Here is a 12,735-nt window from a genome sequence, read left to right as displayed (position 1 = left end):
GGGGTAAGGCTCCCAGTAGACGACTGGGTTGATAGGCCGGATATGGAAGCCAGGTGACTGGTGGAGTTGACCGGTACTAATAGGCCGAGGGCTTGTCCTCAGTTGCTCGCGTCCACTGTGTTAGTTCTGAGACCACGAACAGCCGTGTAGTCATCCGGTGGGTTGTGTGTTTCAAAGTGTTTCGGTGGTTATGGCGTGAGGGAAACGCCCGGTTACATTCCGAACCCGGAAGCTAAGCCTTACAGCGCCGATGGTACTGCAGGGGGGACCCTGTGGGAGAGTAGGACGCCGCCGAACAAACTTTATAAGGAATGCCCTTGTACCGGGACCCGGTACAAGGGCATTTTTGCGTTCAGGGCTATTTCAAGAATGCGATGCTTGGCCGGCTTTCACCGGCCGTACTCGGCAGCCCGTAGATCAGAGGTGTCCCGCAGCCTTCAGCGCGAGATAGGCATCCGCCAGAGCCGGAGCCAGTTTCTCCGGAGTGGCGTCGACGACCGTGACACCGTGGCGCTGTAGCTGTTCCGCCGTACGACGTCGCTGAGCCTGTGCCTGGGTGCCGGCGGCTGCTTCGTACACCGCGTCCACTGTGCCCCGCCTCGTGCTCATGCTCTCGATGTGGGGATCGGCGACAGAGGCGACGAGGACCGTGTGGCGTTTGGTGAGCTGAGGGAGGACGGGAAGAAGTCCCTCCTCGATCGGGGCGGTGTCGAGGCTGGTGAGGAGAACAATGAGCGACCGGCGCGGTGCGCTCCTCAGCGCGGCCGCGCTGAGGCCGCGAGCGTCCGTCTCCACCAGCTCCGGTTCGAGCGGGGCAAGTGCGTTGACCATCGCAGGCAGGACATCGCTTGCTGAGCGGCCCTGGACCTGGGCGCGTGTGCGTCGGTCGTAGGCGAGGAGGTCCACCCGGTCGCCGGCTCGTGAGGCGAGCGCGGTGAGGAGGAGCGTGGCGTCCATGGCCGCGTCGAGGCGGGGTACGTCGCCGACCCGGCCGGCCGATGTGCGGCCGGTGTCGAGGACGACGAGGATGTGCCGGTCACGTTCGGGACGCCAGGTCCGTACGGCCACCGCCGACTGGCGCGCGGTGGCCCGCCAGTCGATGGATCGGGTGTCGTCCCCGGGAACGTACTCACGGAGGCTGTCGAACTCGGTGCCTTCGCCACGCGTCAACACGCTGGTCCGGCCGTCCAGCTCGCGCAGCCGGGCGAGCCTGGACGGCAGGTGCTTGCGGCTGGTGAAGGGCGGCAGTACTCGGACCGTCCACGGGACGTCGTGGTTGCCCTGGCGGGCCGCCAGGCCCAGGGGTCCGTACGAGCGGACGGTGACGCGCTCCGTGCGGCGGTCGCCGCGACGGGTGGGGCGCAGGGCGGTGGTGAGCCGGCGGCGTTCACCCGCCGGGACGGTCAGCTTGTGCCGGGACGCGGCCTGTTCGGTACCGGCGAACCAGGCGCTGGGCGGCCAGGCGTCGCGCAGGTGGGCGCGGAGACGGCGGCCCGAGGGATTGGTGACGGTGAGGTGGACTTCGGCGCTTTCGCCGAGTCGAACAGACGTATCACCACTTCGAGTGAATCGGAGCGTTCGCACTGGTGCGGCCAGGGCGTAGTCGCACAGAATTGCTAGCGAGAGCGGGGCGTTGACGGCAAGGATCCCGGCCCAGCTGGGGGCGTAGATGCCGACGGGGAGAGTGCCGAGGGCCGCTAGGAGCGCGGTTCGTCCGGTGAGAGCCATGAGTCAGCGCCTCATCGGGGAACGGGGACATGGGCGAGGATCGCGGTGATGACGGAGTCGGCGGTGACTCCTTCCATCTCGGCCTCGGGCCGCAGTTGGACGCGATGGCGGAGCGTGGGGAGAGCCAGGGCCTTCACATCGTCCGGGATGACATAGTCCCGGCCGGTGAGCCAGGCCCAGGCGCGGGCGGTGGAGAGCAGGGCAGTGGCGCCTCGCGGGGAGACGCCGAGTGAGAGCGAGGGGGATTCACGCGTGGCACGGCAGATATCGACGACGTAGCCCGCTATCTCGGGTGAGACGGATGTCTTGGCGACCGCGTCTCGTGCGGCGTCCAGGTCGGCGGGCCCGGCGACGGGCCGTACCCCCGCGGCCTTGAGGTCACGCGGGTTGAAGCCTTCCGCGTGGCGGGTCAGGACACTGATCTCGTCGTCGCGGGACGGCAGCGACACCGTCAGTTTGAGAAGGAAGCGGTCGAGCTGGGCCTCGGGGAGGGGGTAGGTGCCCTCGTACTCGACGGGGTTCTGGGTGGCGGCGACAAGGAATGGATCGGGCAGCGGGCGCGGAGTGCCATCGACCGTTACCTGACGTTCCTCCATCGCCTCCAGGAGCGATGACTGGGTCTTGGGCGGCGTGCGGTTGATCTCGTCGGCCAGCAGCAGATTGGTGAAGACGGGGCCGGGCTGGAAGGAGAACTCGGCGGTTCTGGCGTCGTACACAAGGGATCCGGTGATGTCGCTCGGCATCAGGTCCGGGGTGAACTGGACGCGCTTCGTGTCGAGTTCGAGGGAAGCGGCGAGTGCCCGTACGAGAAGGGTCTTCGCGACGCCGGGGACTCCTTCGAGGAGGACATGGCCACGGCAGAGAAGGGCGACGACGAGGCCGGTGACGGCGGGGTCCTGGCCGACCACCGCCTTCGCGATCTCGGCGCGCAGGGCCTCCAGGGACGCGCGGGCGCTGTCCGTGTCCTGGGTGTTCCCGGCGTTCTGTGTGGTCGGAGCACTCATGAGGTGCGTACCTCTCTTTCGAGGGCGTCGAGTCGATCCGCCAGGCGGATAAGAGCGGCGTCGTCGGCCGGGGCCGGGCCGAAGAGCAGTGTGCGCAAGTCCGGGACGGTGTCCGCGAGCTGCGCGGCGACGGCAGGGACCAGGGCTTCGGGGGTGTGCGCCTCGGCGGGTGAGACGCCGAGGAGAGGAGCGAGACGCTCGCGGGCCGCCGAGCGCAGGGCGGATGCCGCATGGTCCCTGGCGTTCGCCTTGCGGTAGAGGCGGGCACGGCCCTCGGCGGACTCGGAGGCCCGGATGGCGACGGGGAGTCGTTCGGCCACAAGCGGACCCAGTCTGCGGGCACGCCAGACGGCGGCGAGCACCGCGGCGAGGAGGAGTTGGAAGGCGCCCCAGAGCCAGCCTGAAGGGATCAGATCGAAGAAGCCGCTGCTGCTGTCGTTTCCCCGGTTGTCGCCGCTGCCGTCGGAGGCAGAGGCATCGCTGAGAGAAGGGAGGTACCAGACGAGATGAGGCCGGGAGCCGAGGAGTTGAAGAGCGAGCGAGGCGTTGCCCTGCTTGTCGAGACGGTCGTTGTAGAGCAGGTCAGGCGAGCCGAGCAGGACGGTGTCGCCGGTGTGCGTATCCGGGTCCGGACCCGGATCCGGGTCTGTCGCTGTGGCCGGGATCCTGAGCAGGGTCGGCACGCCGTCACTCAGGTAACAGCCGTCGGCGTCGGGCGAGTCGGTGATGTATCGGTCACCACCGATGTCGACTTTGCCCGCGCGGTCGGCGGCGGGCAGCGAGCACTGCGGGGCCCGTGCCGAGACGGGCGTGGACGTGTCGGTGCGGACACCGGGGGCAAGCACGCCCACCGAGGGCGGGCCGGCGTCGAGGTGGACGACGCGGCCTCCCGAGAGCGCGGTCACATCGTGGAGGAGCCCTTGCTGATGGGGTGTCAGCAGGTCTGGATTGGTGACAAGGAGCGTGGTGTCAGGGCCGGTCGCGACCATGGCCTCGTCCAATGTCGTGACGACTTCGATGGAGACCCCGTTGGCCTTGAGCAGTTCGGCGGCGGCGCGGCTGCCGTACGGGTCGGCGGAGCGGGGATCGAGCCGGCCGTGCTGGTCACCGGAGTTGAGGGCGGCGATGACGATCCCGGCGGCCAGGAGAAGCACGAGTGCGAGGAGCAGTCCGCGGGTTCGGGTCCAGATCTGGCCGGCGGTGAGGGAGAGCGACGTCGGGCTGGTGGTGGAGGTCACTCGGCCGTTCCTCCGGATGCGGTGCTCAACTGCGGCTTCGCGCGGTCCAGATCGAGATCGAGATCACGCAGGCGCAGATATGTCCGCTGGTCGGCGGTGCGGCCTCCGTATGTGACGTCGTCGAACTCGCGCGCGGCGGCGCGGAGCCGGTCCGCGTGGCCGGGGAGCGCGCGCCCGGCCTCGGTGGCGGCTTCGTCGGCGGTGCGGCCGGGGCGCGGATCGAGGAGTGCTCGTTCCTCCAGGGAGCGGACGATGGCGCGCATCCGTTCCTGGACGGCCTCGTTCCAGCGGTTGGCGGCGGCATGTGCTTCGGCGCTGGCGCGGTGTTCCACGGTGCTGCGCGGGCCGTCCTCGAAGAGTGAGCCGGCCGAGCCGGGTATGCGGCGGGGTGTGCCGAGCCGCCACCACAGGGCGGCGAGGAGAGCCAGTACGACCAGGATCACGACTAGCAGGCCGAGCAGGCCGCCGGGGGCGACTCCGGAAGCGGAGTCGAAAAGATCGCCGACCCAGTCCCAGAAGCGGTCGAGTGCGCGTTGGAGAAGGTTGGGGTCGTTCTCGTGGTACATCGGCTTGGACAGTTCGCGTTCCGCCGCCTCACGGGCGGGGACGCGAGGGGTGTCCACCGGTGTGTCGTCGCTCAGGCGTATCAGCAGCAGCCGCGCGGATGTCGCTCCCCCCGTGATGGACACCGCATCAGCCGCCGGACGGGCCGTAGCCCGGTACGCCCGCGGCCCGGGCCAGTTCGAGGTCGAGGGCCTCGCGGCGGATGCGCTGGTCCACGTAGAGGAGCACGGTCACACCGGCGGAGATCGGATAGGTGATCGTGGTGGCGATCACCGTGCCGATACCGGTGATGATCAGGAAGGGCCAGCCGAAGCCCGTACTGGTGCCGGAGACCAGACCGTCGAGACCGTCGCCGTCCACGGCGGTGGCGAGGATGCCGAACGGCACCGCGATGACCAGCGTGACGAGGAAGGTCAGCACGAGAGTGAGCAGGAGGATGCCGAAGGTGCGCCACCAGGCGCCTCCCACGAGCTTGGCCGAGCGGCGCAGGGACGGCATGACGCCCTGGCGTTCCAGCATGAGCGCGGGCGAGGCGAGGCTGAAGCGGACCATCAGCCAGATGATGACGGCGAGGCCCGCGAATCCGCCGAGCATGGCGAGCGCGAATCCCCCGGCGGAGCCCAGCAGCAGGCCGGGGACGATACCGATCGTCATGACGGCGCTGCTCATGAGGAGGAGCAGCAGCGTCAGGCCCAGGAGCTGGGGGAGCCGGGGCCGGGCCTCGCGCCAGGCCTCGGAGAGCGTGACAGGGCGCCCCAGCACGGAGCGGCTGATCACCACGGTGAGTATCGAGGTGGTGAAGAGGGTGCCGATCACGGTGATGGCCAGCGACGGGATGAGGGAGACCAGGCTCTGCTGGGCCGAGTCGGCGGCCTGGCTGAGGGCTTCCGAGGGGGTGGCTTCGGGATCGAGGGCCACCGGCTCGGGGAGGAAGTACCGCTGGATGAGTATGTCGACGATCTGGGAGACGACCGCGACGGCGAGAGTGACGCCCAGCACGGTGCGCCAGTGGGCGCGCAGCGTGGAGACGGCGCCGTCGAGGATCTCGCCGACGCCCAGCGGGCGCAGCGGGATGACGCCCGGCTTGGCGGCGGGCGGGCGGCCCCAGCCGTAGCCGGGTCCACCGCCGTAACCAGGGCCGCCGCCCTGGGGCGGGCCGCCCGGGCCCGGCGCGGGCCGCGGGGGCGGGGGCCCGGTGCCGGGGGCGCTGGGCGGGGACCACTGGCCGGGAGGCGGCTGGGCGGCGGACCACTTCGAGGAGGAGCCGTCGGCGGGCTCGGCGGGCCGGGGCACGGTGGGGTCCTGGCCGTCGGACGGGGCGGATCCGGGCGAGGCCCAGCCCGGAGTGTCGTTCACGGTCGTCCACCTCGTGGATTGGTTGCGGGACCGGCTCGGAGAGCCGGCGTGTCAGCGGTGCCTGTCCGCGGAGCGGGGCGGCGGGCTGGCAGCCATCGTGCCACGCGACGGCTGTGGGCGGACCGGGGGCCGTATCTCCTTCTCACGTTCGTGCTTGCCTTCATTGTCCGCGCCGTAGCGGGCAGACTGAGCGAATGGTTGATCAGTACGCACAAACCCCGGTCGGCGCGGAGCCGTCCATGCTCCCCTCGATCCGCTGGGACGAGCCGCCGGAAGGGCCCGTGCTGGTACTCCTCGACCAGACGAGACTTCCGGCCGAGGAGACCGAGCTTGTCTGTACGGATGTACCCGCGCTGGTACAGGCGATCCGGACGCTGGCGGTGCGGGGGGCGCCGCTGCTGGGGATCGCGGGTGCCTACGGGGTGGCGCTGGCGGCGCTGCGGGGGTACGACGTGGAAGACGCGGCGACGCAGCTTTCGCAGGCGCGGCCCACCGCGGTGAACCTCGGGTACGGGGTGCGGCGGGCGCAGGATGCGTACCGGTCGGCGGTCGATCAGGGGGCCGGTCTTGAGCGGGCGGCCGCCGCGGCGCTCTCCGAAGCGAAGCGGTTGCACCGGGAAGATGCCGAGGCCAGCGCGCAGATGGCGGAGTTTGGGCTTAGTCTCCTCGATGAACTGCTGCCGGGGGGCGGGCACCGGATCCTGACCCACTGCAATACCGGGGCGCTGGTCTCGGGCGGGGAGGGGACCGCGTTCGCCGTGGCACTGTCGGCCCACCGGGCCGGGCGGCTGAGGCGCCTGTGGGTGGACGAGACCCGTCCGCTCCTTCAGGGGGCCCGGCTGACGGCGTATGAGGCGGCTCGTAACGGGATGGCGTACACATTGCTCACGGACAATGCGGCTGGTTCGCTGTTCGCCGCGGGCGAGGTGGACGCCGTTCTGATCGGGGCCGACCGCATCGCCGCGGACGGTTCCGTGGCGAACAAGGTGGGGAGCTATCCGCTCGCCGTGCTGGCCAGGTACCACCACGTGCCGTTCATTGTGGTCGCCCCGACCACCACGATCGACCTGGACACCCCGGACGGGGCATCGATCGAGGTCGAGCAGCGGCCCGGGCACGAAGTGACAGAGGTCACGGCGCCACAGGTGGCGGCGGGAGCGGAAGCGGGGAGTGGGATGCCGGTGGCGCCGCTTGGAACGCAGGCGTACAACCCGGCTTTTGACGTCACACCCCCGGAACTGGTGACGGCGATCGTCACCGAAAATGGCGCGCTGTCCCCGGTGACCGGGGCCGGAATCGCGGAGCTGTGTGTCAGGTCACGCCAAGGTAACGATGAGCTAATGGGATGATGTCGATATGAAGGGACGCGTCCTTGTCGTCGATGACGACACCGCACTGGCCGAGATGCTGGGCATTGTGCTGCGGGGAGAAGGTTTTGAGCCGTCGTTCGTAGCGGACGGTGACAAGGCACTTGCCGCTTTCCGGGAGGCCAAGCCGGATCTGGTGCTGCTGGATCTCATGCTGCCCGGCCGGGACGGTATTGAGGTGTGCCGGCTCATCAGGGCCGAGTCCGGGGTTCCCATCGTCATGCTGACGGCCAAGAGCGACACGGTCGATGTGGTGGTGGGGCTGGAGTCGGGGGCCGATGACTACATCGTCAAGCCGTTCAAGCCCAAGGAACTGGTGGCCCGGATCAGGGCGCGGCTGCGCAGGTCCGAGGAGCCGGCGCCGGAGCAGTTGGCGATAGGCGACCTCGTGATCGATGTGGCGGGTCACTCGGTGAAGCGGGACGGGCAGTCGATCGCGCTGACCCCGCTCGAGTTCGATCTGCTGGTCGCGCTGGCCCGTAAGCCGTGGCAGGTGTTCACGCGTGAGGTGCTCCTGGAGCAGGTGTGGGGCTACCGGCACGCGGCGGACACCCGGCTGGTGAATGTGCATGTCCAGCGGCTGCGCTCCAAGGTCGAGAAGGACCCCGAGCGTCCGGAGATCGTGGTGACCGTCCGCGGTGTCGGTTACAAGGCCGGACCGAGCTGACATGTCCGGCGGCGGCGCTGCTCCGAAGCCCGGGGAGCCGGGGGTCCGTGCGGGGCGGGCTGCCGGTCCTGGGCGTGTCCTGGCGCGGTTCCGCCGGCTCTTCCAGAGCGGCCGGCTGCTTCAGGACGGCTCACCGGGCGGGCCGGCGCTGCGGCTGCTGGTGCGCTGGGTGAGGCGTCCGCTGCTGCCCGCCGTGCGGCTGTACCGGCGCAATATCCAGCTCCGTGTCGTCGCGGCCACGCTGCTGATGTCGCTGGGCGTGGTGCTGCTGCTCGGCTTCGTCGTCATCGGCCAGGTGCGCAACGGTCTGCTCGAAGCCAAGGAGAAGGCGGCCCAGAGTCAGGCGGCCGGCGGGTTCACCGTGGCGAAGGAGAAAGCCGACGCACCAGCGGCGCTGGGTGGCAGGGACGGCGACGGTACGAGCGGCAAGGCGGGCAGAAACTCCGTCAACTGGCGCTCCGACCTGGTGGAACAGCTCGCCAGCGGCGGTCCGGGTGCCTTCAATGTGGTGGCGCTGAGCCCCGACGAGCAGGATGCCGCCTCCACCAGCCGGGCACCGCGCGTATCGGGCGGGGTGGACTTCGCGAGCGTTCCGGCGGATCTGCGGTCGGCCGTCGCGCGCGGGACCGGGCCGTTCGAGACGTACGCCCAGATCAGATACACCGGGGCGACCGAGGACCGGGAGCCGGAGCCGGGGCTGATCGTCGGCAAACGGCTGAACGACGTCGACGGCAACGCGTACGAGCTGTACTACCTCTTCCCGCTGACACAGGAGGAGCAGTCGCTCAACCTGGTCAAGGGCACGCTCGCCACGGCGGGGCTGTTCGTCGTGGTGCTGCTGGGGGCCATCGCCTGGCTGGTGGTGCGGCAGGTCGTCACGCCCGTACGGATGGCCGCGGGGATCGCCGAGCGGCTCTCCACCGGGCGGCTCCAGGAGCGGATGAAGGTCACCGGCGAGGACGACATCGCCCGGCTCGGTGAGGCGTTCAACAAGATGGCGCAGAACCTCCAGCTCAAGATCCAGCAGTTGGAGGAGCTGTCCAGGATGCAGCGGCGGTTCGTCTCGGACGTCTCGCACGAGCTGCGTACCCCGCTGACGACTGTGCGGATGGCCGCCGATGTCATCCATGAGGCGCGCGGCGACTTCGACCCCGTGACGGCGCGCTCGGCCGAGCTGCTCGGTGATCAGCTCGACCGCTTCGAGTCGCTCCTGTCGGACCTGCTGGAGATCAGCCGCTTCGACGCGGGCGCGGCGGCGCTGGAGGCGGAACCGATAGATCTGCGGGTGGTCGTACGGCGGGTGATCGGCGGGGCCGAGCCGCTGGCGGAGCGCAAGGGCACCCGCATCCGGGTCCTCGGGGACGAGCAGCCCGTTGTCGCGGAGGCCGACGCCCGCAGGGTCGAGCGGGTGCTGCGCAATCTGGTCGTCAACGCCGTCGAGCACGGCGAGGGCCGGGATGTCGTCGTACGCATGGGGGTCGCGGGCGGAGCTGTCGCGGTTGCCGTGCGTGACTATGGTGTGGGGCTCAAGCCCGGGGAGGCGACCCGGGTGTTCAACCGGTTCTGGCGGGCCGATCCGGCGCGCGCCCGTACCACCGGAGGCACCGGGCTCGGGCTGTCGATCGCCGTCGAGGACGCGAGGCTGCACGGCGGCTGGCTCCAGGCGTGGGGCGAGCCCGGCGGCGGTTCGCAGTTCCGGCTGACGCTGCCGCGTACGGCGGACGAGGCGCTGCGCGGCTCGCCCATACCCCTGGAGCCCGAGGATTCCCGGCGCAACCGTGAGCGTGCCGGGGCGCAGGATCTCAAGGACGGCGCGCAGCGACTGGGGGGCGTACCCGCGCAGCAGCGCGCGGACCGGCCCGCGCCGTCCGGCGCGCCGGTAGTGCCGGCTCCGGCCGCGCCGCCCCGTACCGCGGCGGCGGTGGACCCGGCGGCGATGCCGGGCAGCGGAGCGCGGGTGGTGGCCCGGCCCGCGGAAGAGGCACTGCCGGGCGGCGGGCGCGGCACGGGCGAGGCCGACGATTCCGTACACCAGGTTCCGGAGCGGGAGGACACGATTCGTGGGCGCTGACCGCCGTCGGTACGGCCTGGGACGCGCGGTGAGGGTCCCGGCGGTGCTGGGCACACTCGCCGCGCTGCTGGCCGGGTGCGCGTCGATCCCGGACAGCGGCGACGTCGAGCCGGTGAGGGCATCGCCGCCCGGTGAGTCGCAGGTGCGGGTGTACGCGGTGCCGCCGCGCGAGAAGGCAGGCCCGGACGAGATCGTCGACGGCTTCCTGGAGGCCATGACCAGCGATGATCCCGACTTCGCGATGGCCAGGAAGTATCTGACCAAGGAGGCGTCCCGGGACTGGAAGCCGGCTGAGGGCACGACCGTACTGCGCGCCGCGCCCGACCCCAGCCCATCCAAGGAGCAGCCGTCCGGATCCGGGGACCCCGGTCGTACCTATCCGCTGTACGGGGACCGGATAGCGGATGTGGACTCGGCGCACGCCTACCAGCCGGTCGAGCCGACGCCGTACAACGGGGCGATCCACCTGGTGCAGGAGAAGACCGCGGCGGACACCAAGGAGTGGCGCATCGACAGTCTGCCGCCGGGGCTGGTGCTCGGTGAGTCGGACTTCCAGCGCAACTACCGGTCCATGAACAAGTACTACTTCGCCGCGGGGGAGAACTGGCTGGTCGCCGACCCGGTGTATATCCGTCAGCGCATAGACCCCACGACGCGGATGGACCCGGTCACCCAGGCGGTGAAGGTGCTGCTGGACGGGCCGACGGACTGGCTGAAGCCCGTGGTCGAATCGCCCTTCCCGCCGGGGACGGCCCTTCAGAAGGGCACCAGAGCACTGGAGTTCGACGACCGCAACGCGCTGAAGGTGCCGCTGAACGAGAAGGCGGCCAAGGCGGGGCGTACGCAGTGCCGGAAGATGGCGGCGCAGCTCCTGTTCACCCTGCGGGACCTGACGTCGACCCCGGTCAGCCAGGTCGAGCTGCTGGCGGACGGGTCCTCGCTCTGTGTGCTGAGCGGGGACCAGGCCGAGGAGTTCGCGCCCGACCGGACCACGGGCCGTCCGGACAATCCGTACTTCATCGACAGCGGCGGACGGCTGTCGACGCTTCATGTGGGCACCGACGAGAACGCCGATCCGGCGCGTGTCATCGGGCCGTTCGGCAATGGCGCGCTGAAACTCGGCTCGGTCGCGGTGGCACGGGACGAGAGGCACGCGGCGGGGGTCTCGGAGGACGCCAAGTCCCTTTATGTGGCGTCCATACTCTCGGACGGCGAGCTGGGCGACGCGCTGGTGAAGAGTGAGGGCGCACGCCCGCAGGACCGGTTGTCCGCACCGAGCTGGGACGGGCACGGCGATCTGTGGATAGCCGACCGGGACCCGGGCAACCCGCGTCTGCTGCGGTTCGCGGACGGCACCGGCGCGGGGCAGGAGGTCACGGTCGACGGGCTCGACGGCGCGCGGATCGACGCGCTGAAGGTCTCGGCGGACGGTGTACGGATCGCGCTGCTGCTGGTGAAGGACGGGCGGACCACCCTGCAGATCGGACGGGTGGAGCGGCACGGTTCCGGGGCCAAGGCCGAGGTGTCCGTACTGGGGCTCCAGCCCGCGGCCCCGCAGATGGAGTCGGTGACCGCGGTGTCCTGGGCCGGGCCGAGCCGGCTGGTGGTGGTCGGCAAGGAGTCCGGCGGGGTGGAGCAGGTGCGCTACATACAGACCGACGGGTCGACCTCGGCCGCGGGTGTGCTGCCGGGGCTGTCCCCGGTGACGGCGATCGCGGCGGCCGACGACGACCAGCAGCCGCTGGTGGCCGATTCGCAGGACGCGGGGATCGTACGGCTCCCCATGGGGGCGAACTGGCAGACGATGGTCGAGGACGGCTCGTCGCCGGTCTATCCCGGTTGATCCCGTGCGCGATACGGCCGTGGCCTGGGGAGAGGCCGCCGCGCCCGGCCGACGCGCACCGGGTGCCTTGGCCGGAGGCATATGACCCATGGCTGGAGCTTTACCGGAACCAGTTGTCCACAGGGGTGGCCCGCGGCTCCCGACATTGGCACAGTGGCTCCCATGCGGGGGTGGTGGAGAGAGATCACAGGGCTGGTGCTGCCGGTCGCCTGTGGCGGCTGCGGCAGCCCCAGGACACCGTTGTGCGAGGACTGCGGCCGGGCGCTGTACGGCACATGGCCCTGCCGGGTGCGGCCGGTTCCCGAGCCGGTGGGGCTGCCCGCGGTGTACGCGGCGGCGCCGTACGAGGACGCCGTACGGTCCGTGCTGCTGGCCCACAAGGAACGGGGCGCGCTCGGGCTCGCGGGGCCGCTGGGCCGGGCCCTGGCCGGGGCGGTACGGGACGTCGCGCCGGCCGGTACGGGCGTGGGGCCGCTGCTCCTCGTACCGGTGCCGTCCTCGCGGCGGGCGGTCGGAGCGCGGGGACATGACGCGACGCGCCGGATAGCCCTGGCCGCTGCTGGTGAGCTGAGGCGTACGGGCCGGGCGTGCCGGGTGCTGCCGGTGCTGCGGCAGCGGCGGGCGGTGGCCGACCAGGCGGGGCTCGGTGCCCGCCAGCGGCGGGCGAATCTCTCGGGAGCGCTGGAGGTGGCGAGCGGCGGTGCGCGGCTGCTGGAGGGCGGCCGGGTAGTGCTGGTGGACGATCTCATGACCACCGGTTCTTCGCTCGTCGAGGCGGCGAGGGCACTGCGTGCCATAAAGCGGCCCGGCATTTCTGGATTCGCACAGGTGAGCGCGGCAGTTGTGGCCGCGCCGCCCCTCTCTTTCGAAATAAACCGGAACTGATCGAGATCTTGC

General features: G+C 70.6%; 10 protein-coding genes and 2 rRNA genes. 7 read left to right on the top strand and 5 right to left on the bottom strand.

Annotation, left to right across the window (positions count from 1 at the left end; translation table 11 throughout):
- A 23S ribosomal RNA gene (locus ACFU9P_RS18520) occupies positions 1 to 100 on the top strand; the annotation flags it as partial.
- Between the two features lie 80 nt (positions 101 to 180).
- Positions 181 to 297: ribosomal RNA gene (gene rrf / locus ACFU9P_RS18515) — 5S ribosomal RNA — on the top strand.
- 120 nt (positions 298 to 417) lie between these two features.
- Here rrf and ACFU9P_RS18510 read toward each other — a convergent pair.
- Genes ACFU9P_RS18510 through ACFU9P_RS18490 form a run of 5 tightly spaced genes read right to left on the bottom strand, consistent with a single transcriptional unit; the run spans position 418 to position 5,890 of the window.
- Positions 418 to 1,728 (bottom strand): DUF58 domain-containing protein, encoded by a 1,311-nt coding sequence (locus ACFU9P_RS18510; protein WP_384081824.1) that lies wholly within the window; start codon positions 1,726 to 1,728, stop codon positions 418 to 420.
- 11 nt (positions 1,729 to 1,739) lie between these two features.
- Positions 1,740 to 2,732, bottom strand: coding sequence for an AAA family ATPase (locus tag ACFU9P_RS18505; protein WP_384081821.1), 993 nt, complete (start codon positions 2,730 to 2,732; stop codon positions 1,740 to 1,742).
- Entirely contained in the window at positions 2,729 to 3,970 is a 1,242-nt protein-coding gene (locus ACFU9P_RS18500; RefSeq protein WP_384081818.1) for a DUF4350 domain-containing protein, read from the bottom strand. Before ACFU9P_RS18500 ends, ACFU9P_RS18505 begins: the two co-directional genes overlap by 4 nt.
- Positions 3,967 to 4,659: a DUF4129 domain-containing protein gene (locus ACFU9P_RS18495; protein ID WP_384081815.1), complete on the bottom strand. Its 693-nt coding sequence runs from the start codon at positions 4,657 to 4,659 to the stop codon at positions 3,967 to 3,969. The genes ACFU9P_RS18500 and ACFU9P_RS18495 overlap by 4 nt, the downstream gene beginning before the upstream one ends.
- A 4-nt stretch (positions 4,660 to 4,663) precedes the next feature.
- On the bottom strand, positions 4,664 to 5,890 hold the full coding sequence (locus ACFU9P_RS18490; protein ID WP_384081812.1) for a glycerophosphoryl diester phosphodiesterase membrane domain-containing protein: 1,227 nt from the start codon (positions 5,888 to 5,890) through the stop codon (positions 4,664 to 4,666).
- Between the two features lie 194 nt (positions 5,891 to 6,084).
- Between ACFU9P_RS18490 and mtnA the strand changes: the two genes are divergently transcribed.
- From mtnA to ACFU9P_RS18465, 5 genes are all read left to right on the top strand, one after another.
- Positions 6,085 to 7,239: an S-methyl-5-thioribose-1-phosphate isomerase gene (mtnA, locus tag ACFU9P_RS18485; protein WP_384081809.1), complete on the top strand. Its 1,155-nt coding sequence runs from the start codon at positions 6,085 to 6,087 to the stop codon at positions 7,237 to 7,239.
- A 7-nt stretch (positions 7,240 to 7,246) separates the two neighbouring features.
- Complete coding sequence (gene mtrA / locus ACFU9P_RS18480) at positions 7,247 to 7,924, top strand: two-component system response regulator MtrA (protein ID WP_009333493.1); 678 nt, start codon at positions 7,247 to 7,249, stop codon at positions 7,922 to 7,924.
- 1 nt (position 7,925) lies between these two features.
- On the top strand, positions 7,926 to 9,995 hold the full coding sequence (gene mtrB, locus ACFU9P_RS18475; RefSeq protein ID WP_384081806.1) for an MtrAB system histidine kinase MtrB: 2,070 nt from the start codon (positions 7,926 to 7,928) through the stop codon (positions 9,993 to 9,995).
- On the top strand, positions 9,985 to 11,838 hold the full coding sequence (locus tag ACFU9P_RS18470) for an LpqB family beta-propeller domain-containing protein (protein WP_384081803.1): 1,854 nt from the start codon (positions 9,985 to 9,987) through the stop codon (positions 11,836 to 11,838). Before mtrB ends, ACFU9P_RS18470 begins: the two co-directional genes overlap by 11 nt.
- Before the next feature lie 162 nt (positions 11,839 to 12,000).
- Positions 12,001 to 12,723 (top strand): ComF family protein, encoded by a 723-nt coding sequence (locus tag ACFU9P_RS18465; protein ID WP_376374307.1) that lies wholly within the window; start codon positions 12,001 to 12,003, stop codon positions 12,721 to 12,723.
- Positions 12,724 to 12,735: the final 12 nt, after the last annotated feature.

The sequence above is a fragment of the Streptomyces sp. NPDC057617 genome (assembly GCF_042800555.1).
GTDB lineage: Bacteria > Actinomycetota > Actinomycetes > Streptomycetales > Streptomycetaceae > Streptomyces.
Note: the sequence above shows the minus strand (reverse complement) of the source record. Positions and strands in the feature narration are given on the sequence as shown.

Excerpts from the sequence above, each read along its gene's own strand:
- ACFU9P_RS18510 (WP_384081824.1), bottom strand. The coding sequence starts at position 1,728 with ATGGCTCTCACCGGACGAACCGCGCTCCTAGCGGCCCTCGGCACTCTC.
- mtrB (WP_384081806.1), top strand. The coding sequence starts at position 7,926 with ATGTCCGGCGGCGGCGCTGCTCCGAAGCCCGGGGAGCCGGGGGTCCGT.
- ACFU9P_RS18465 (WP_376374307.1), top strand. The coding sequence starts at position 12,001 with ATGCGGGGGTGGTGGAGAGAGATCACAGGGCTGGTGCTGCCGGTCGCC.
- mtrA (WP_009333493.1), top strand. The coding sequence starts at position 7,247 with ATGAAGGGACGCGTCCTTGTCGTCGATGACGACACCGCACTGGCCGAG.
- ACFU9P_RS18505 (WP_384081821.1), bottom strand. The coding sequence starts at position 2,732 with ATGAGTGCTCCGACCACACAGAACGCCGGGAACACCCAGGACACGGAC.
- mtnA (WP_384081809.1), top strand. The coding sequence starts at position 6,085 with ATGGTTGATCAGTACGCACAAACCCCGGTCGGCGCGGAGCCGTCCATG.